The 19,463-nt window shown below is 68.0% G+C and carries 22 protein-coding genes; 10 read left to right on the plus strand and 12 right to left on the minus strand.

All coding sequences use genetic code 11. From position 1 onward, the window contains the following. The first annotated feature begins 72 nt into the window (after positions 1-72). Positions 73-1,131, plus strand: a complete 1,059-nt coding sequence (locus tag EJK15_RS21835) for a LacI family DNA-binding transcriptional regulator (RefSeq protein WP_138712311.1) — start codon at positions 73-75, stop codon at positions 1,129-1,131. A 4-nt stretch (positions 1,132-1,135) separates the two neighbouring features. On the opposite strand, the gene EJK15_RS21840 is transcribed toward EJK15_RS21835, so the two are convergent. Together EJK15_RS21840 and EJK15_RS21845 are read right to left on the minus strand one after the other, a co-directional pair. Then, positions 1,136-1,777 (minus strand): RloB family protein, encoded by a 642-nt coding sequence (locus EJK15_RS21840; protein ID WP_171074455.1) that lies wholly within the window; start codon positions 1,775-1,777, stop codon positions 1,136-1,138. Between the two features lie 41 nt (positions 1,778-1,818). Next, the gene (locus tag EJK15_RS21845) at positions 1,819-3,066 is read right to left on the minus strand and encodes an AAA family ATPase (RefSeq protein WP_138712313.1); all 1,248 of its coding nucleotides are present in this window, start codon (positions 3,064-3,066) and stop codon (positions 1,819-1,821) included. Between the two features lie 126 nt (positions 3,067-3,192). Between EJK15_RS21845 and EJK15_RS21850 the strand changes: the two genes are divergently transcribed. Next, positions 3,193-3,594: a hypothetical protein gene (locus EJK15_RS21850; protein WP_138712314.1), complete on the plus strand. Its 402-nt coding sequence runs from the start codon at positions 3,193-3,195 to the stop codon at positions 3,592-3,594. 42 nt (positions 3,595-3,636) lie between these two features. On the opposite strand, the gene EJK15_RS21855 is transcribed toward EJK15_RS21850, so the two are convergent. Both EJK15_RS21855 and EJK15_RS21860 read right to left on the minus strand, forming a co-directional pair. Next, positions 3,637-4,236, minus strand: a complete 600-nt coding sequence (locus EJK15_RS21855) for a TetR/AcrR family transcriptional regulator (protein WP_138712315.1) — start codon at positions 4,234-4,236, stop codon at positions 3,637-3,639. A 133-nt stretch (positions 4,237-4,369) separates the two neighbouring features. Beyond that, a complete protein-coding gene (locus tag EJK15_RS21860; RefSeq protein WP_138712316.1) occupies positions 4,370-4,855 on the minus strand; it encodes a glutathione peroxidase in 486 nt (161 codons plus the stop codon). Positions 4,856-5,053: 198 nt separating this feature from the next. On the opposite strand from EJK15_RS21860, the gene EJK15_RS21865 reads away from it, so the two are divergent. Then, on the plus strand, positions 5,054-5,452 hold the full coding sequence (locus EJK15_RS21865; RefSeq protein WP_338089883.1) for an aggregation-promoting factor C-terminal-like domain-containing protein: 399 nt from the start codon (positions 5,054-5,056) through the stop codon (positions 5,450-5,452). A 335-nt stretch (positions 5,453-5,787) separates the two neighbouring features. Next, complete coding sequence (locus EJK15_RS21870) at positions 5,788-6,246, plus strand: aggregation-promoting factor C-terminal-like domain-containing protein (RefSeq protein WP_138712317.1); 459 nt, start codon at positions 5,788-5,790, stop codon at positions 6,244-6,246. An 18-nt stretch (positions 6,247-6,264) separates the two neighbouring features. Here the strand turns inward: EJK15_RS21870 and EJK15_RS21875 are convergent, their stop codons facing one another. Next, positions 6,265-6,912: a TetR/AcrR family transcriptional regulator gene (locus EJK15_RS21875; RefSeq protein WP_138712318.1), complete on the minus strand. Its 648-nt coding sequence runs from the start codon at positions 6,910-6,912 to the stop codon at positions 6,265-6,267. Between the two features lie 86 nt (positions 6,913-6,998). Here EJK15_RS21875 and EJK15_RS21880 point away from each other — a divergent pair, with 86 nt between their 5' ends. After that, complete coding sequence (locus EJK15_RS21880) at positions 6,999-8,114, plus strand: ferritin-like domain-containing protein (protein WP_138712319.1); 1,116 nt, start codon at positions 6,999-7,001, stop codon at positions 8,112-8,114. Between the two features lie 42 nt (positions 8,115-8,156). On the opposite strand, the gene EJK15_RS21885 is transcribed toward EJK15_RS21880, so the two are convergent. Next, the gene (locus EJK15_RS21885; protein ID WP_138712320.1) at positions 8,157-8,630 is read right to left on the minus strand and encodes a nucleoside deaminase; all 474 of its coding nucleotides are present in this window, start codon (positions 8,628-8,630) and stop codon (positions 8,157-8,159) included. Positions 8,631-8,792: 162 nt separating this feature from the next. Between EJK15_RS21885 and EJK15_RS21890 the strand changes: the two genes are divergently transcribed. Together EJK15_RS21890 and EJK15_RS21895 are read left to right on the plus strand one after the other, a co-directional pair. Then, positions 8,793-10,577 carry an ABC transporter ATP-binding protein gene (locus EJK15_RS21890; RefSeq protein WP_240777127.1) on the plus strand — a complete coding sequence of 595 codons (1,785 nt, stop codon included), beginning with the start codon at positions 8,793-8,795 and terminating at the stop codon, positions 10,575-10,577. Beyond that, positions 10,574-12,424 (plus strand): ABC transporter ATP-binding protein, encoded by a 1,851-nt coding sequence (locus EJK15_RS21895; protein ID WP_138712321.1) that lies wholly within the window; start codon positions 10,574-10,576, stop codon positions 12,422-12,424. Before EJK15_RS21890 ends, EJK15_RS21895 begins: the two co-directional genes overlap by 4 nt. Before the next feature lie 4 nt (positions 12,425-12,428). Here EJK15_RS21895 and EJK15_RS21900 read toward each other — a convergent pair whose 3' ends face one another. The 5 genes from EJK15_RS21900 to EJK15_RS21920 all read right to left on the minus strand — a co-directional run bounded on the left by EJK15_RS21900 (position 12,429) and on the right by EJK15_RS21920 (position 14,484). Further along, entirely contained in the window at positions 12,429-12,839 is a 411-nt protein-coding gene (locus tag EJK15_RS21900; RefSeq protein WP_138712322.1) for a hypothetical protein, read from the minus strand. A gap of 146 nt (positions 12,840-12,985) precedes the next feature. Beyond that, positions 12,986-13,267 (minus strand): hypothetical protein, encoded by a 282-nt coding sequence (locus EJK15_RS21905; protein ID WP_138712323.1) that lies wholly within the window; start codon positions 13,265-13,267, stop codon positions 12,986-12,988. 79 nt (positions 13,268-13,346) lie between these two features. Then, complete coding sequence (locus EJK15_RS21910) at positions 13,347-13,685, minus strand: DUF202 domain-containing protein (protein ID WP_240777128.1); 339 nt, start codon at positions 13,683-13,685, stop codon at positions 13,347-13,349. A 7-nt stretch (positions 13,686-13,692) separates the two neighbouring features. Next, positions 13,693-14,019: a YidH family protein gene (locus EJK15_RS21915; protein WP_138712324.1), complete on the minus strand. Its 327-nt coding sequence runs from the start codon at positions 14,017-14,019 to the stop codon at positions 13,693-13,695. 75 nt (positions 14,020-14,094) lie between these two features. After that, positions 14,095-14,484 carry a hypothetical protein gene (locus EJK15_RS21920; RefSeq protein ID WP_138712325.1) on the minus strand — a complete coding sequence of 130 codons (390 nt, stop codon included), beginning with the start codon at positions 14,482-14,484 and terminating at the stop codon, positions 14,095-14,097. 257 nt (positions 14,485-14,741) lie between these two features. Between EJK15_RS21920 and bla the strand changes: the two genes are divergently transcribed. The 3 genes from bla to EJK15_RS21935 all read left to right on the plus strand — a co-directional run bounded on the left by bla (position 14,742) and on the right by EJK15_RS21935 (position 18,007). Further along, positions 14,742-15,698, plus strand: a complete 957-nt coding sequence (bla, locus tag EJK15_RS21925; protein ID WP_138712326.1) for a class A beta-lactamase — start codon at positions 14,742-14,744, stop codon at positions 15,696-15,698. Then, positions 15,698-17,500, plus strand: coding sequence for a transglycosylase domain-containing protein (locus EJK15_RS21930; RefSeq protein WP_240777129.1), 1,803 nt, complete (start codon positions 15,698-15,700; stop codon positions 17,498-17,500). Before bla ends, EJK15_RS21930 begins: the two co-directional genes overlap by 1 nt. A gap of 81 nt (positions 17,501-17,581) precedes the next feature. Beyond that, entirely contained in the window at positions 17,582-18,007 is a 426-nt protein-coding gene (locus tag EJK15_RS21935) for a hypothetical protein (protein ID WP_138712327.1), read from the plus strand. Positions 18,008-18,196: 189 nt separating this feature from the next. Here EJK15_RS21935 and EJK15_RS21940 read toward each other — a convergent pair whose 3' ends face one another. Next, entirely contained in the window at positions 18,197-19,453 is a 1,257-nt protein-coding gene (locus EJK15_RS21940) for an ABC transporter substrate-binding protein (RefSeq protein WP_206061028.1), read from the minus strand. Positions 19,454-19,463 lie beyond the last annotated feature (10 nt).

A 19,463-nucleotide genomic window follows, 5' to 3' on the forward strand; every position in this document is an offset into this window, starting at 1 on the left:
GTTACCGTGTGACCAGCCGTTGTCGGCACGCAAGTCTTCCCGTTCCGCTGAAACCATGATGGAATCGTTTCCATGGAGAAGCGGGCGACCATCAAGGATGTGGCCGCGGCGGCAGGTGTGGGCGTCGCGACCGTGTCCAGGGTGCTGTCCGGCGGCTCGGCCAGCCCGCACACCAGGGAACGCGTCCTGGCCGTCGCCGCGCAGCTCGACTACCGCCCCAGCGCGCTCGGCCGCAACCTGCGCCAGCGCCGCACCGGCGGCATGGGATTGCTCGTCCCCGACCTGACCGACACCTTCTACGGGCAGCTGGCCGAGGGCGTCCTCGCCTGTGCCCGCTCGGCCGGCGAGCCGGTCGTGCTCGGCTCGACGGGCGACGACCCGGAGCAGGAGTCCGAGCTGATCGGCATGCTGCTGGAGCAGAGCGTGGACCGCGTGATCGCGGTGCCGACGGGAGACTCCGACACGTGGACGCCGGCGATCCGGGCGGGCATGACGGTGGTCTTCGCCGACCGTCTTCCCGCCCAGGCGGTCCAGGAGAACCGGGGGACGGTCGCGGTCGACGACCTCATGCTCCTGGACGGCCTCTCCCCCACCCAGCAGACCCGCCCGCTGGACGTGCCGGCAGTGGTGGCCGACGACCGGGCGGGCATCCGTACGGCAGTCCGCTATCTGAGGGGCCTGGGCCACAAGCGCATCGCCTTCCTCGGCGGCCCCGGCCACGACCGGCGGGTGGCGGCCTTCAGGGAGGCGGTGGGGTCGCCGGTGGACGAGGAGCTGGTGGTGTCCGGCACCGGCAGCCGCGACTCGGCCTACGCCGCCGCCTCGGGCCTGTTCCAGAGCCGCCCGGACCTGTCGGCCGTGGTCGCCGGGGGGAACGTGCTCGGGGAGGCGGCCGTGCTGGCGGCCAGGGAGCTGGACCTACGGGTGCCGCGGGACGTGTCGCTGGTGATGTACGACGACGTGCCATGGGCCGAACTGTGCTCCCCGCCGCTGACCGTGATCGCCCAGCCGGGACGGGACATGGGGTATCGGGCGGCGGAGCTGGTGTTGCGTGCCGGAAGCAGGAAACCGCGCAGCGTGATCCTGCCGACAGAGCTGATCATCCGAGGCAGCTGCGGCCCCCACCGCTGACGTGTCAGCGGGGCACGATGCCGAGTTCCGCCAGGAGCCGCCACACGTCCGTCGAAGGAACACGATCGAGCACCTTGCACTCCGCCCCGTGCCCTTGCTTCGCGGCGCACACCATGCTCGGGCAGTTATTGATCAGCGCCCTCGCCCGGCCGGCGGCCTCAGTCTCGTTGCCGTTCAGCGCCGCCTGATGGGCGGCGTCGAGACGCTTGTCGAAGGTCTGAAAGGCCCGGTGTGCCGCTCTCAACGGCTCCTGTACGCTCTTCGAGTTCTGCCCACCCGCAAGCGCAGCCGTGAAATGGAGCAGCAACCAGAGTTCGAAACAGGGGTGTGAGAAGGCCACGTTCACCCCCGCCGCCTCGGCCCGCGCATAGGACTCCTCGACCCGACTGTGATCGTCCCTGTCGAAGAGCACCCACACCTGCTCCCGCCGTGGATCATCTATCTCACGGAGCTTGTCCAGCGCCCAATCCACCACTTCTTGAGGCTTCAGTCCTCTGCGTCTCCACAGGACATGGATTTCGAACGCGGGCGGGTCGCCACCGAACCGATCCTCCAGGTAGCCCAAATAGTCGCGTTCGGTGCTCTCTCCTTCGACCACTGCGTAGATGACCTTGCGCTTGCGGCCTTCGCTCACGACGCGCGGCACGCGGGCGCCCCCGGTGGGCGGACCTTTCCTCCGCACGCGACTCACGCGCCGCCCCCGGCCGAATGCCTTTCGACCTCCAAAGCCATGGCACCGAGCCCAAGGCGGGGCACGCCTCCGTACCGCCCGCGCAGATATCCGCGTTCAAGACTCTCGTCCGCACGGACCCCCACAGCGGTCAGCGGATAGAGCTCGGACTCGCCGGTCTTCCGCTTTTCGGTGATCCACACTTGCTCGCGGTCCAGCGGGCGTTCGACGTGCGCCTTGCTCAGCAGGGTCACGTCGTGTCCGGTGAAGACGAGCTGCGCTCCGCGCGCATTCGCCACGGGGTCCTCGAAAAGGCGGACGACTTCCGCCACCAGCAGCGGATGGAGGCTGGAGTCCAGCTCGTCGACGAGCAACACCGCTCCATGGTCGAGCGCTTCGAGAAGCGGCCCCAGGAAGGCGAACCAGGCAAGTGTCCCGAAGGATTCCTGCTGGCGCATGTCGAACGGAACGGGCCCGTCCTTGCCGAGGTGAACGAGGGAGACCTCTGGTGTCTCCTCGCCCCTGTCCTGGACCTTCAATCCGATGACTCCGAGATCGGCCACGGCCAGAAGACCTTCGACCCGCTCGCGGAATCCCGGGCGCAGGAGCGCCCATCGCATGCGCGCGTCACGCTGTCGCAGGTCGTCCCCCGGCCTGACAAACCATAGATTGTGTTTGAACCAGTCATGCAACGGCGCCAGCTGCTTCATCTGAAGCGACCCCGCCGCCGTGAGGAACAGCGCGTTGGGCCTGGTGTAGTCGATCAAGGGCCGCTTCGCGCCCTTCAGCCAGTCGCTGGGAAAGCGGTATTCAGGCAGGCCGTGCTCCGGTCGTTCGGCGTCTCGCTCGAACCAGACCTGCCGACGACGGCTTCCACCCGGATAGACGTGGAGCCATTCGGTCTCCACGCGCACGTCCGACACCTCGAAGCCGTAGACATACCTGTCCTGCCCGAGGACGACGTCCACCTCGAACAGGGAGGCTTCGTTCGCGGCTTCGCGCTCCAGCGCGAAAGGCCGTCTGGGTACGCCTTCGACCCGCGCCCAGTCGGCTACCGAGTCCAGCACCGCATGATGCATCCAGCGCATGGCTTCCAAGACATTGGTCTTACCGGAGGCGTTGGCCCCGAAGACTGCGGCCACTGAGGAGATACGCAAGCCGCCGGCCGCGCGTGCGGCGCGGTCGCTCCCATCCGGGGCAAGGAGCGACAGCTCCAATTCTCCGCAAAACGACAGCACATTAGCGGCCCGAAATCCCACCAGCATGCCGAAACCCCTAGCTACATAGGATGCGGGACCCTACTTTACGCCCAGCCAGGAGAAAAACCCACTGAGATGGCCCTGAAATCCTGGCTCACTGCTGATCGTTTCGCGCTTCTCGCCCTACAACACATGGGAACACGACGTCTCACCGCGCAGGCGCGCCGGTGTAGCGGCGCGGGAGCCTCGATCCCCGCCAACAGTCTCGGCGGCCGCCCCTTCCTCCTGCTGGGCAGCCAGGCCGACCACATCCCCGGCAAGGACCACACCTGGGACGGCAACTGGCCGAACATGAGCGGCTGGAAGCGCTGGCTCACCATGGCCCATACCGACCACACCAGCTTCACCGACCTGTCCATCCTCCAGAAGGAGGCCGGCATGTCCGGCCCCGGCAACCTCTCCCCGCAGCGCTCGCTGGAGATCACCCGTACCTACATCGGCGCCTTCTTCGACCTGCATCTCAAGGGCAAGAAGCAACCGCTGCTCAGCGGTCCCTCACCGGCCAACCCCGAGATCGCCTTCCACAACCCCTGACCTGGCAGCCGACCTCACGAAGAACTGACCGATCGCGTGTACTCAGCGGCGATGGACGGCGAGATCGGCCGCGCGGCGCATGGCGTCGCGGACCTGCTCGGGCGCGTCGCCCCGCCGCAGGCTGGTGAGCCCGGCGGCGCCGACGGCGCCCATCACCGCGCCGACCAGCGCGGAGGCGTCCACCTCGTCCAGTTCCTCCGGGTAGGCCTGCCGCAGCGCCTGAGCCAGCTCGGCGTGCGCGGCGAGCACACGCTGCAGCAGCCGGGCCTGCACCGCCGGGGACGAGGTGACCAGGCCGGCCCGCAACCCCGCCATCCCGCTGGGCAAGTCGGTACGCCAGGTGTTGGCGATCATCTCCTCGACCGCCCGCGCCAGGACGTCGGGCGCCGCCTCACCGGGGCGTCGCCCGGCGATGGTGTGCAGCCCGATGTCGACCCGTACCTGGACGTTGGCCAGCAGCACGTCCTCTTTCGCGGGGAAGTGCAGGAAGAAGGTCCGGGTGGACACGTCGGCCGCCTCGGCGATCTCGGCGACCGTGGTCTCGTCGTAGCCCTGCCTCTCGAACAGCCGCACCGCCGCGGCGGCGAGCGCCTCGCGCGTGCGCTGTTTTTTGCGTTCCCGGCGTCCCAGTTCCTCACCCACAGCGCCGAATGGTACAGCACACGCATTACTACATCGATGGCATTGATTCACTCGATGAAGTGATGTGCTGCATGGCGAGGAAGGCAACGGCGAAATCGCTCGAACGGGCGGCCTGTTTGGGCCCCGCGCCCGGTTAAAGGAGCTTTTCGAGGGCTGAGGTTATTGAGGGGTCCTCGGGGGTTGTGCCGGGGCGGAAACGGGCAACCGGCCTGCCCTCTCCGTCCACCAAGAACTTCTCGAAGTTCCACTGGACGTCCCCCGCCTCGCCGGTCGCGTCCGGCAGTTGAGTGAGCTCCGCGTAGAGCGGGTGCCGGGTCGGGCCGTTGACGTCGGTCTTCTCCAGGAGCGGGAAGTCCACGCCGTACGTCGTCGAGCAGAACTCCTGGATCTCCTCCGCCGAGCCGGGCTCCTGGCCGGCGAACTGGTTGCATGGTACGCCGATCACCGTGAAGCCGCGCGGACCGTACTGTTCCTGCAGTTTGACCAGGCCGTCGTACTGCGGAGTGAGGCCGCAGCGGGAGGCGACGTTCACGATGAGGGCGAGCTTGCCGGCCGTCAGCTCGCCCAAAGTGGTGGGAGTGTCCGTGACGGTGCGGAGCGGGATGTCACTGAGGCTCATGTTCAGACCTTACAGAACCCCGCCGGGGGCTCCAGACCCAGAAATGTGACGTAGTCCTCATTTATCCGACAAAACCGCTGAACAACCGAATATTGGGATCTTTGCTGACGATCTACCCTTTCATGGTCAATTCGCGATGAAAGGTGCCTATCGGGCAGGGTGGCGCGGTCCATGTACCCCCTTCGAGAGGGAATCCGCATGCCCATGCTCCGCCGTATCGGCGTCCTCGTCCTGACCGCCACCCTGGTGGCGGCAGGCGGCGCCTCGGCCGCACAGGCGCAGAGCTCCCAGACGAGCAGCAGGAACAAGTCGATCGCCAAGCCCTTGGTGTCCGCGCGAGGCTGGAACAAAGCCCAGTTCAGGTGCCTGGAAAGGCTCTGGGCCAGAGAGAGCGGCTGGAACCACCGCGCCGCCAACGGCTCCTCGGGCGCCTACGGCATCCCGCAGGCGCTGCCCGGGCGCAAGATGGCCTCATCGGGCCGTGACTGGCGAACGAACCCCCGCACCCAGATCAAGTGGGGACTCGGATACATCAAGCAGAGGTACGGCTCGCCGTGTCGCGCGTGGGCGCACTTCCAATCCCACCGTTGGTACTGAGCTAAACCCCAGGCTTGCCCGCACTTTCCGGCAAGGGAACGCCATGTGAGCGGCGGGCCGGGCAATCCCGGTACAGCGAGCGGGCCTTTTATCCGCAACGATCACACAAACACCTGTCCTTCGCGTGTCGAGATGTATGACCCAACGTGACAGCGCGTAATAGGAATCGTGCTAAAGGACACGTCGCGGAGCCCTCCGGGCCGCCCAGCGCGATCGGGCGGAGCAGGACCCGGAGGGCCGGGGCGGACCCTCCGCGTCCGAGCCACGGACGCGGACCGGCAGGGCGCCGAGATCAAGTGCGCCTGTCCGCACGCGACCCGACAGCGAGGATCGACTTGGACAGCAAACGCGTGCTCAGCAGCACTCTCATCTCCGTCAGCGCGTTCACCGCATTCGGCGCCACCACGACGGCCTCGGCGGAGGCGGCGCCCTCGATCAGGATCCGGCACTGGACGACATCAGCGCAACCCAAGATCACGACAGTCCGGCCGGGGAACAGGAACAAGAAGATCGCTCTGGACCACATAGTCCAGCGATCGTGGAACCTTCGGGAATTCCGCTGCCTGGACAACCTGTGGACCAGGGAGAGCAACTGGAACCATCGTGCGCTCAACCGTTCGTCGGGCGCGTACGGCATCCCGCAGGCGCTGCCCGCGGGCAAGATGAGCGGCGCGGGCCGCGACTGGAGGTCCAACCCGGAGACTCAGATCCGGTGGGGCCTCGCCTACATCAAGGGGAGGTACGGCAGGCCGTGCGGCGCCTGGGGCCACTGGAGATCGCACAACTGGTACTGACGACCGGGAGGGCACCCCTCACCGGGTGCCCTCCTTACGAGCCGCGTGCGCCACGATCGCCTGGATCAGCAGCTCGAGCCCGAACTCGAACTCGGCCTCGTGGTCGCACTCGTCCAGCAGCGGCGCAAGCGAGCTGACCTCGGGGAACAGGGTGGGATCGACGCCCTCCGCCGTGACCGTCCGGTCGTGGACGGGCGCGAAGGAAGGCGTCACGCCGACCTCCCGCAGCAGGGAGCCCACGATGTACGCGATGAACATCCGCAGCATCCTGACCGCGTCCGCTCCGACGAACCCGGCGCTGCGCAGCGTGGCCAGCGCGCGTTCGACGGGCAGCAGGCCGGCGGCGGAGTGGAGCTGGCGGCTGACCACGAGCATGGTCGAGCGCGGGTGGTCGTGCGCGATCTGCCGGAACGCCCGCGCCTGCATCCGCACCCGGTCGGTCCAGTGCGCGTCGGGGTCGTCGGTGAACTCGATCTCGCTCAGCACCGCCTCGGCCACGCCGTTGAGCAGTGCGTCCTTGCTGGGCACGTGGTTGTAGAGAGACATCACGCCGACGCCCAGCTCGGCCGCGATGCGCCGCATGGAGACCGCGTCGGCGCCCTCGCGCTCGATGAGGTCTATGGCCGTGGCGACGATGCGGCCGCGAGACAGGGGCTCCGTGGGCATAGCTCATTCTATTGACTGACGTACACCGTACGTGCAAGTCTCGAAACGTGGACGTACGGTGTACGTAACCCCCCTGCGGAGGACCTATGTCGACGCACGATCTCTACACCATCCCCGCCGAGCTCTCCACCTGGGACGTCGAGATGTCCGGCGCCAGCCGGTTCACCTGGGAATACGACGACGGCAGAGATCGGATGCTGGCCCTGTACCAGAAGGGCAAGGACAAGCAGTGGGACTCGGCCAAACGCATCGACTGGGACCTCGAGGTCGATCCGTACAACGTGCTCGGGATCCCCGACCAGACCATCGCCATCTACGGCACCCCGCTCTGGGACCGGATGAGCGAGAAGACCCGCCAGGATGTCCGGCTGCACGGCGCGGCCTGGCAGTTCTCCCAGTTCCTGCACGGCGAGCAGGGCGCGATGATCTGCTCCGCCAAGATCGTGGAGTCGGTCCCCGACCTCGACTCGAAGTTCTACGCGGCCACGCAGACGATGGACGAGGCCCGCCACGCCGAGACGTACGCCCGGTTCCTGCAGGAGAAGGTGGGCCTGGCGTACCCGATCAACGAGCATCTCAAGGCGTTGCTGGACAGCACGCTGAGCGACTCGCGCTGGGACATGCCGTACCTGGGCATGCAGGTCCTCATCGAGGGGCTGGCGCTGGCGGCGTTCGGGGTGATGCGCGACATCACGACCAAGCCGCTGCCCAAGCAGATCCTCGCGTACGTGATGCAGGACGAGGCCAGGCACGTCGCGTTCGGCCGGATGGCGCTGCGCGACTATTACCGGGACCTGTCCGAGACGGAGGTGCGCGAGCGCGAGGACTTCGTCATCGAGGGCTGCTACCTGATGCGCGACCGGCTGCGCGGCCGGGAGACCTGGGAGAACCTGGGCCTGTCGAAGTCCGAGGTCGAGGAGGCCATGCAGGCCACGGACCAGTCGGAGTACCTGCGGCTGTTCCGGTCGCTGCTGTTCAGCAGGATCGTGCCGTGCGTCAAGGACATCGGTCTGTGGAGCCCGCGGCTGCAGCAGGCGTACGCGGATATGGGCGTGCTGGACATGGCCGGCCAGTCGCTGGACGCGCTGATGAACCAGGACGAGGAGATCGCCGACAAGCTCGACGCGGAGCGCTTCGCCCAGGAGGAGGCCGAGCGGCACGCTGAGGTCACCGAGACGATCACCCTCGGCACGGATTCCTAGACACCGAGGCCGCTCATCCCCGGCGGACTACGGGGAGACCCGCTAGCGGTAGCAGCGGCGGTGCAGCTCCCTGACCTGCTCGGCCAGCTCCGGCACCGGCCCTTCCACCGGCACGCCGGGCGCGACGTCGTTGATCGGCAGCGTGCGGACGGGCGGCGCGGGGACGCCGAGCTCGGCCAGCCAGGCGGCGAGCTGCGCCGACGACGCCACGTACACGATCCGCCCCAGCCCCACCCAGGCGTGCGCGGCCGCGCACATCGGGCAGTGCTCGCCCGAGGTGTAGACGGTGGCCGCGCCCCGCTCCTCCGGCGTCAGGTGCGCCGCCGACCAGCGCGCCAGCGCGAACTCCGGATGCTGGGTACGGTCACCGGACGCCACCCGGTTGTGGTCCTCGGCCAGGACGGCGCCGCCGGCGGAGACGAGCACGGAGCCGAACGGCTCGTCGCCTGCCTCCAGCGCCTGCGCGGCCAGCTCGACGCAGCGGCGCAGGTGCGGCATCTCGGATTCACTGATCATCGGTGCCCCATTCTATGCCTCGCCGGGACGGCTGCCCACGCGCCGTTCGCCTTCGGCGGACCGTCGAAAGTACATGATCCTTCACGTTTCCGCACGTCAGGTACGGGAAACTCACCCGCGACCCCAGAAAATAGGTTGATCCAGCGTATTAGCCTGGAGGAGATGCCTCCCGATACGCACATCCCTAGCCGTCCCCTGCTGTCCTCCAACTCCCTGTGGCGGATGAAGTCCTACCTCCGCCCCTACGTCGCCAGACTGGTCTTCATCTGGCTGTCCGCGCTCGTCGGCATCGCCGCCGGGATCGCCCTTCCCCTCATCAGCAAGCAGGTCATCGACGGCCCCGTGGCCCACGGTGACTCCGAAGGGCTGCTCCCGCTCGGGCTGCTCGCGATCGGCGTCGGCGTCGTCGAGGCGCTGCTGATCTTCCTCAGGCGGTGGGCCCAGGTCAAACCGGTCCTCGGCCTGGAGACCGCCATCCGCGACGACCTCTACGAGCACCTGCAGCGCCTGCCGATGGGCTTTCACGGCGACTGGCAGTCGGGCCAGCTGTTATCGAGGGCCACGACGGACCTGTCCACGATCCGCCGTTTCCTCGGCTTCGGCATGCTCTTCCTGGTCATGAACATCCTGCAGCTGATCGCGGTGACCGTGCTGCTGCTGAACATGTACTGGCCGCTCGGGCTGCTGGTGCTGGCCTCGTCCGTGCCGATCGTGTGGACGTCGCTGCGGTTCGAGAAGCGCTACATCAGGATCTCCCGCCAGGTGCAGGACGAGCAGGGCGACCTCGCCACGCTCGTCGAGGAGTCCGCGATCGGCATCCGCACGATCAAGGCGTTCGGCCGCCGCCACCACGTCTACGACCGCTACGACGACGGCGCGCGCAAGGTCTACGACACGTCGATGGACAAGGCGCGCCTGTCGGCGAAGTTCTTCGCCTTCCTCGAGGTGATCCCCAACATCACGCTGGCCCTGGTGCTGCTGCTCGGCGCGCTGGCCGTCGGCACGGGCTCGCTGACGCTGGGCGCGCTGGTCGCCTTCACCACGCTGATGCTGCAGCTCGTGTGGCCGATCGCGAGCATGGGCTACATCCTGGCCATGGGCCAGGAGGCCATGACCTCCGCCGACCGCCTCATGGAGGTCATGGACACGGTCCCGGCCATCGAGGGCGGGACCGAGACGATCGAGCAGCCGCACGGCCACCTGCGCTTCGAGGGCGTCGGGTTCCGCTTCCCCGGCTCCGACCAGCCGGTGCTGCGCGACGTCTGGCTGGAGGTGTCCCCCGGCGAGACGGTGGCCGTCGTCGGCGCGACCGGCGCGGGCAAGACCACTCTCACCGCGCTGGTGCCCCGGCTGATCGATCCCACCGAGGGCCGCGTCACCATCGACGGGCACGACGTGCGCGACCTGGAGCTGCCCACCCTGCGCTCGGTGGTGTCCACGGCGTTCGAGGAGCCGACGCTGTTCTCGATGAGCGTGCGCGAGAACCTCACCCTGGGCCGCCTCGACGCCACAGAGGAAGAGCTGGCCGACGCCATCCAGACGGCCCAGGCCATGTTCGTGTACGACCTGCCGTGGGGCCTCGACACCCGCATCGGCGAGCAGGGCCTGTCCCTGTCCGGCGGCCAGCGGCAGCGGCTCGCCCTGGCCCGGGCCGTGCTGAGCAGGCCGCGGATCCTGGTGCTCGACGACACCCTGTCCGCGCTCGACGTGGAGACCGAGGCGCTGGTGGAGGAGGCGCTGCGGCACGTGCTGCGCGACGCCACCGGCATCGTGGTCGCCCACCGCGCCTCCACCGTGCTGCTGGCCGACAAGGTGGCGCTGCTGCGCGACGGCACGATCACGCACGTCGGGCAGCACCAGCAGCTGCTGGCCGAAGTACCCGAATACCGGGAGCTGCTGGCCCAGGACGCCGACTTCGACGACGCCTCGGAAGGAGCACTGCGATGACCACGACGACCACCGAGTCCACCGAGTCCACGGCGTCCTGGCGCGGAGTCGCCTCCGAGGAGCAGGACGAGCTGCCGGAGAAGGTCTCGGTCCTGCTGCGGGAGCGCTCCCGCAGGCTGCTCGGCGACCTGATCAGGCCGTACCGGAAGAGGATCGCGCTGCTCGTCGCGATCATCGTGGTGTCGAACGCGGCCGGGCTCTCCATCCCCTTCCTGGTCTCGCTCGGCATCGACGAGGGGATCCCGCCGATCACCCGCGGATCGGCCCCGTCGGTCCTGCTGACCGTGGTCGGGGTGATCCTGGCCGCTGCCGTCACGCAGGCGCTGACCCGGCAGGCGTTCCTGCGGCTGTCGGGCGGGATCGGCCAGAGCATCCTGCTGGAGCTGCGCAGGAGGGTGTTCGACCACTTCCAGCGGCTGTCCCTGAGCTTCCACGAGAAGTACACCTCAGGCCGCGTCATCTCGCGGCTGACCTCGGACATCGAGGCCATCGCCGAGCTGCTGCAGTCGGGCTTCGACGCGCTGGTCAAGGCCGTGCTGACGCTGGTGGGCACGGCCGTGCTGCTGCTGGTGCTGGACGTGCACCTCGGCCTGATGGCGCTGATCCCGCTGCCGCTGCTGCTGCTGTTCACCCGGTGGTTCCGGCGGCAGTCGGTAATCGTCTACCGGCGCACGCGGGAGACGGTGGCACTGGTGATCGTGCACTTCGTGGAGTCGATGACCGGCATCCGCGCGGTGCAGGCCTTCCGCAGGGAGCCGCGCAACCAGGAGATCTTCGAGCAGCTCAACGACGACTACCGGGGCGCGAACGCTCAGGGCATGCGGATCGGCGCCACGTTCATGACCGGCATCAAGCTGATCGGCAACCTGACGATCGGCGGGGTGCTGCTGTACGGCGGCTGGCTGGCGCTGAACGGCGAGGTCAAGGTCGGCGTGCTGGCCGCGTTCATGCTCTACCTGCGCCAGTTCTACGAGCCGATGCAGGAGGTCAGCCAGTTCTACAACACGCTTCAGTCGGCGGGCGCGGCGCTGGAGAAGCTGTCGGGCGTGCTCGAGGAGGAGCCGTCGGTGCCCGAGCCGCGCAAGCCGCAGGAGCTGCCGCAGGGCAGGGCGCGTGGCAAGGTGCGCTTCGAGGGCGTCAGGTTCGCCTACGTCGAGGAGATGCCGATCCTGCCCGGACTCGACCTGACGATCCCGGCCGGGCAGAGCGTGGCGCTGGTCGGGTCGACGGGCGCGGGCAAGACGACGCTGGCCAAGCTGATCTCCCGCTTCTACGACCCCACGGCAGGCCGGGTGCTGCTCGACGGCGTCGACCTGCGCACCCTTGACGAGCCCACGCTGCGCCAGGCCGTGGTCATGGTGACGCAGGAGAACTTCCTGTTCAGCGGCACGGTGGCGGACAACATCAGGTTCGGCCGGCCCGAGGCGACCGACCGGCAGGTGCGCGAGGCGGCCAAGGCGATCGGCGCGCACGAGTTCATCGCGAGCCTGCCCGACGGGTACGACACCGCGGTCGGCAAGCGCGGCGGCCGCATGTCCGCCGGGCAGCGCCAGCTCGTCGCGTTCGCCCGGGCGTTCCTCGCCGATCCCGCCGTGCTGATCCTGGACGAGGCCACCTCCAGCCTGGACGTGCCCAGCGAGCGCCTGGTGCAGCGCGCGCTGCGGACCATCTTGGCCGACCGCACGGCGCTGATCATCGCGCACCGGCTGTCGACGGTGGAGATCGCCGACCGCGTGCTGGTCATGGAACGGGGCGAGATCGTCGAGGACGGGCCACCGGACCGGCTCATCGCGGCCTCGGGCCGCTTCGCCGGCCTGCACCAGGCCTGGCTGGACAGCCTCAGCTAGCGCCTCAGTGGTGCGGGTGCGCCGCGGCGACGAGGTTCGTGTACAGCTCGTAGCCGACGAACAGCGCCACCGGCACCCCGATCGCCACGAGCAGCCGGCCGGGCAGCGGTGTCCGCTCAGCGGGCACCCTGCCCGGCTCGGGCAGCGGCTCCAGGCACGGCTCCGGCTCCGGCTCCGGCTCGGGCCCGGGCCCGGGCAGGAGCTCGGGATGCCGGGCCAGGTGCCCGGACGGGAACGACGTCACGTGGTAGGCGCCGCAGCCGGGGCAACAGCTCCCCGACCATGGCGGCTGCACCGTCACTCCCGAACTGAGCCAGACCTGCGTCTCGTTGCCGTGGTCGTCGGCGAGATGGCGGACGACGAAGTCCTCCTCCCACACGCGCAGGCAACGCAGGCATTCGAAAGGCCATGTCACACGGGTTTCGAACCCGTCGGGCACGAGAACCACCCCCGGCTGCGGATCGCCGTTCGACCCGAGTGTCCGTCCGGCTTCGCAGCCCTCGCAAGACGGGCTTGTGACACTTGCCGTTACTAAATCCTTACCCTCTGTCAGGTTAATGGTCAGTAGAGAGGCCGCGGCACCGGGCTGAGCAGCGGAGTCGCGTCGGGCGCCGCCGGCTTCTCCGGCGGAATCAGTTCCGGATGTCGTGACAGATAGCCCTCGGGGAACATGATTGCGTGCTGGCAGCCGCACCGCGGGCAGATGGCGCCCGGCGAGGGCGGCGGCACGGGCAGGCCGTGGCGCAACCAGACCTCGCCCTCGTTGCCGTGCTCGTCCTCGGCGTGCCTGACCACATACTCCTCTTCCCAGACGTGCCAGCAGCTACGGCACTCGAAAGGCACGATTCTGCGCTCTTCCTCCACTTAGGTCACCCCCTTGGTTCCGAGTCTCCGCCCGTTCGACGGATTCTCGCAAGCTGACTCACCGGACCGTGAAGACAAAGGTCAGGGCGCCTGCGACCACGCCGAGCGTGCCCAGCCAGGCGAAGACCGCGTCGGGTCCGTCGTCCAGGGGCCTGCCGCCGTGCAGCGCCGCCTGTACCCGCCGGAACCGGGCCCTCGTCCTGATGAGCAGCACGCCGCCGCACAGTGCGGCCAGCGCGAACGCGGCCACCGCGAGTGCCGGCAGGCCGTGCCTGACCGACAGCCCGGCCGCGCCGAGCCCGCCGGTGGACAGTGCCACGGCCGTACGCACCCACGCGAGCCTGGTGCGCTCGCTCTGCAGTCCACGGTCCCAGACCTCCTCCTCGGGTGCCATCATCGGCCCCTCAAGCTGAGAGGACGATGAGAACGAGGGCGATCACGGCCACAGCCGCCACGCCGTACCCGAAGACGGCGGCGAGCGCGGGCGGCGGCAGCGGCGCCTGGTTGCGCAGCGCCCGCTGGATGTTGCGCCAGCGCGGGTACGCCATGCCCGCCGCCAGCGCCGAGAGCGTCACGAGGAAGACGGCCAGTCCGGTACGGATCCACGGCACGAACACGTCGGCCGGCACCGCCGCCATGGCCACCCCACCCGCGCTGAGCGCCAGGGCCGTGCTCAACCAGGTGAGGAAGGTGCGTTCGTTGGCCAACGTGAAGCGCGGGTCGGGTTCCATGGAAAAAACGGTAATTCGTCTACATTCCCCCTAGAGAACGCGGGATTGCCTGTTCCGCGGGGGATGGATCCCGGCTCAGCCGGTGCAGGCCTTGGTCACCTTCTCCAGGTAGGCGGCCGAGTCGGTGGCGACCTTCTGAGCCGCGTCGACGGCGTCGTTGACGTTGGTGACGTTGATGCCGCTCAGCGTCTTGGCGAAGTCGTCGGACGCCTCCTTGATCGTGGTGTTGGCGGCCTTGTCGGCCACGTCGTTGAGCTTGGCCGCGGCATCGTCCAGGGCCTTGTCCATGGCCTGGGGGTCGTCGGTGAGCTTGGTGACCTGCGCGCCCAGCTGGGTGACGATCTTCGGTGCCTCCAGGCACGCCTGGGCCTTGTCGATGGTGCTGTTGACCTCACCGCACCCGACGGCGAAGACGCAGATGGCGAAGGCGGCGAGGGGCACGAACCGGCTCTTGTGGAGTCGCATACCTCGACCCTACCCAAGCATCGCCCCTTGGACGGGTCATGACGTGCTGTGCGACGACTCGGGAGAGGATGTGGTCACCCTGGTCGCCGGCCCAGGGAGACCACCCGGTCCACGTTGCGGTAGCAGGTGAGCACAAGCTCCTGACCTGCATGCATATGAGAATCTATATCGATCGATTACCGATATCGCTATTAGACATCACCTGATCGCATCTGCTTTGCTCCTGCCCTCTGACAGACGACAGGCAAGGATTTGACATGCGATACCTCCGCCCCCGCCGCCTCGCAGCAGCGCTGCCCGCGACCGCGTTGGCCATCTCCCTCCTGTCCGGTGGCGCCCTCGGCGGGGGCACGGCCTCGGCCGCGACGGTGGCGGCGTCCCCAGCGGTTGCGGTTTCGGTTTCGGGAGAGGCCCAGGTCAGGAAGGACCTGCGCAAGCTGGAGGCGTCCTTCAAGGGCCGCATCGGCGCGTACGCCCTGGACACGGCGACCGGTAGGACGGTGACGTACCGGGCGGGCGAGCGCTTCCCGATGCTGTCCACCTTCAAGGCGCCCCTCTGCGCGGCCGCGCTGCACAGGGCCCGCACTGCCGAGCCCGGCCTGATGGACAAGCTCGTCAAGTGGACGGCCGCCGACCTGCGGCCCAACTCACCGGTCACCGAAAAGCACGTCAAGGACGGCCTGACCGTCGCCCAGCTATGCGAGGCGGCCGTCACCGTGAGCGACAACACCGCGGCCAACATGGTGCTGAAGCGGATCGGCGGGCCCGCCGGCCTGACGAAGTACTTCCGTTCGCTGAAGGACCCGATCTCCCGCCTCGACCGCTATGAGCCCGAACTCAACGACTGGACGCCCAAGGAAAAGCGCGACACCACCACGCCCGCGGCCATCGCCCGCGACCTGCGGCTGCTCACGACCGGGAACGCCCTGCAGGCCAAGGACCGCGAGCAGTTCAACGCCTGGCTGCTGGCGAGCAAGACCGGTGACGCGCGCATCCGCGCCGGCCTGCCCAAGACCTGGACGATCGGCGACAAGACCGGCACCAACTCGACGGGGTTCGGCGGTGGGAACGACATCGCCGTCATCTGGCCTGAGAAGGGCGTCGCTCCCATCATCATGGCGATCTACACCAACCGCTCCCCGGGCCTCGCCACCGACGACAAGGCCATCGCGAAGACCGCCACCATCCTGGCCCGCGGGCTCGGCAAGCTCTGATGTCCAATCGGGGGACGAAGATCGTACGTCTCGCCGCCGCGGGCGCGGCGGCGGGCGTGCTCGTGGCCGGGATCGCAGTCCCGGCCGTGGGGGGCGCGGGCTTCGGGCTCGTGACGGCGGCCGGCGAGGTCGACCTCAGGCCGGCCGACCTCACTGAGCCGCCGCCGGCCGAGGTCACGATCGTGCAGGACGACAAGGGGAGCGAGATCGCGCGGTTCTACGAGGAGTATCGCGAGGTCGTCGGCTCCGACGAGATCGCCGAGGTCATGAAGACGGCGATCGTCTCGATCGAGGACTACCGCTTCTACGAGCACGGCGCGATCGACATCGAGGGCACGATCCGCGCGTTCGCCAGAAACATGCAGGCGGGCAGGGTGAGCCAGGGCGGGTCGAGCATCACCCAGCAGTACGTCAAGCAGGTGCTGCTCAACTCCGCCGGCACCGACGAGGAGCGGAACGCGGCGCTGGAGGCCAGCTACGCGCGCAAGCTGAACGAGCTGCGGTACGCCATGGGCGTCGAGGAGAAGTACACCAAGGAGCAGATCCTCGGGAAATATCTGAACATCGCCTACTTCGGCGCCGGCGCCTACGGGGTCGAGGCGGCGGCCAAGCGCTTCTTCGGCGTCAAGGCCGCCGACCTGACGCTGCCGCAGGCGGCGACGCTGGCGGGCGCCGTACAGGACCCCAACGCCACCGACCCCAACCTCGGCAGGAAGCACCGGGAGCGGCTCGTTAACCGCCGCAACGTCGTGCTGAACCGGATGGCGGAGCTAGGCGAGATCACCACCGCCGAAGCGGCGAAGGCCAGGTCCGCCAAGCTCGGTTACAAGGGCACAGAGCTCCCCGGCGGCTGCGAATCCAGCAAATATCCCTATTTTTGCTTGTACGTCCGGCACGAGATCCTCAGCAATCCCGACTTCGGCAAGACGGCCAAGGCCCGCCTGGCGACCCTCAACCGCGGCGGCCTGACGATCAGGACCACGATCGACCCGGCCATGCAGGCGGCCGCGGACCGGGCCATCCAGACATACGTACGAGCCTCCGACGCCCCGGTCGCCGCCGAGGCCCTGGTCCAACCGGGCACCGGGGCGATCAAGGCGATGGCCGCCAGCAGGCCGTACGGCGGGCGCAAGGCTCGGAACGAGATCTCGTACAACGTCGTCGCGGACGCCGCCCACGGCGGCGGGATCGGCTTCCAGGCCGGGTCCACGTTCAAGACCTTCACCCTGATCAGCGCGCTGGAGCAGGGCATGAAGCTTGACGACGGACTCACCGCGGGCGCCGGCTACCGGGCGCCCGGCTACGCGACGTTCAAGAACTGCAAGGGCGAGAGCATCGGCGACCCCACCCACACGGTCACCAACGACGAGGGCTCGCCAGGGTGGAAGACACTGCGGACCGGCACGTGGGGGTCGGTGAACACGTTCTTCATGGAACTGGAGCAGCGGGTCGGGCTCTGTGAGACCGTCACCACCGCCAAGTCGCTGGGCATCCATCGCTCGGACGGGCAGAAGCTGCAGGAGTACGAGACGTTCACGCTCGGCATCAACGAGAGCGGCCGATCAACGGCAAGCCGTTCAAGGACCATCCGGTCCGTCCGCATATCGCGAACGCGATCTCGCTCATGCGTGGCAAGCTCACGGTCGACGAGGCCGTGGCGAACTTCCCGAACCGGACAGCGAGTGCTCGCAAGGGAGAAGGTGTTCGCTACACGACGGCCAGGAGACTCCGCGAGAAAGGATTTCGGGTCAAATACACCCCCAGTAGATGGAACCAGCTGCACGTTTCGGTTGAGAATCTAGACGAGAAGCGGGAATGGTCTAATGATGACAGCGTCCGTTTCAATGGATGCTTCGGCGAGCCAGAGTGGAAGGAGGGCGGAGATGAGTGATCAGATCCATCTACGGATCGGCGCTGAGCCGTGGCGCCCGGCCGATACCGCGAAGATCGACAAAATCCTCAACCACTACGACATTCCACTCTCTGGGATCATCCAGCAGCACCGCAGGTACTACATCTTCGAGTGCCTGGATGGCCACGGGAACACGTCCAACCTGTGGGCCTATGCTGAGATCAGTCGGCAGGAACGACGCCAGATCCTCAAGGCGAAGGGCCAGAGTGAGCTCTCTCGACTGTTCACCTCGATCCTCAAGTCCCGGTCGTTCACCGCTGCTGTGGCCATCGACCATGGGCTGGAGATGGCCGCGACAGTCGACCAGGCCGATCGAGCGCCGGTGAAGGCTGCGTCGACAGCGATCACGCGTAAAGCCGACACTGTTCGCGCCGTAGACGGCCTCGCCGCCTGCTGAGTGTGAGGGCCTCTACGTCGCACATGCGGAAACCGGCCAACGACCTGGGGTCTGGGGATCGGAAGATCCCCAGCTGGGGGTGTGGGGGCTTGCCCCCACAGGGCGCAGTCCGAGCTCTTGTCGCGCGTAGCGCGTCTCATTGCGGAGGCCCAAGCAGTTGTCCTTGGCTACCTGGGCCTCCCGGAGCATCTAGAGCTTGGCGAAGCAGGGGCCGTCGAAGGTGTACGACTGGGCCGTTGGGCCTGTGAAGAAGTCCTTGACGATGGAGACGCCCGTGGGTGCCTTGTCGTCTACCTTGTTGATCAAGGTTTGGCGGAACGTCGCCGTGTTGGCGTCGTCGGCGAAGTTGCCGGCCTCCGGTGGGAGCATGCCCTCGTAGTCCACGGTCTTCAGGGTCTTCACCGCTGCCAGCAGGCCTTTACGGCTCACGTCTCCGCCGGCGACCATCTTGTCCAGTGCCGCCTTCAGCGGATACGCCCACGCCCAGCCCGAGGTGTACCCCTCGTTGGCCGTCACGTTGGGGAACGCCTCGCGCATGGCCTGGTGGCCGGGGGTGTCGGCGCCCCAGGGCTTGCCGGGAGCCGACTGTTCGTACAGGGCCTTCAGCGCCGGGGCGGCGGGGGACTTCAGCAACGCCGGGTTCCAGGTGGGGCCCGTACCGATGAATCTGCCCTTGTAGCCGGCCGCCGCCGACTGGCCGATGATCGTCGCGGCGTCGGCCGGGCCGGTCGTGAGGATGACCAGGTCCGGCTTGTTCTTGGTGATCTCGGTGATGGCGCGGCCCTGTTCGTTGGCCCCCGTGGGGGTCTCCACGCTGGTGAACTGCAGGCCGTTCTTCTCCGCGGCGATCTTGGCGCCGGCCGCCGCGTCCGCGCCGTAGTCGCCCGCCAGGTGGACGGCCATGACCGACTTCGGCTTGTACGTCTCCACCGCGTAGTCCACCGAGTTCATCGCCTCGACGCAGTAGTTGGCCCCGCTCTCGACGATCACGTCCTCGAACTCCCACGCCGAGGTCCACGAGGCGGGGGCGGAGACGATGCTGTTGGCTTTGAGGTCGGCGATGATGGCGGCGGTCGTGGGCGAGCCGAGCGTCTGGGTCAGGCCGAGCACCTGGTCCTTGATCTCGTTGTAGACCTGCCGGTGCACCTCCGGGTTGTACTTGTTGTCCCGGACGTAGCGCGTGACGTCCACCTCGTATTTTCCGCCGATCCCACCCGCCTTGTTGACGCGGGCCCAGAACGCCTTCTGAGCGTCGGTGATCGGCACGGCCAGCGCCGCGAACGGCCCCGAGGTCAGGTCGGAGATCGTGCCGAGGTAGATGCAGCCCTTGTTCCTGTCGACCGCGCTGGGACAGGGCTCCGCGGTGATGCCTGGAGCCTGGACGCCGCCCTTGCTGCCCTCGTCGTCCCCCCGGAAGACGCCGCATGCGGACAGAAGGGCAACCATCGCAGTGCAT

Source organism: Nonomuraea basaltis (assembly GCF_005893125.1).
Classification (GTDB): Bacteria; Actinomycetota; Actinomycetes; order Streptosporangiales; family Streptosporangiaceae; genus Nonomuraea; species Nonomuraea basaltis.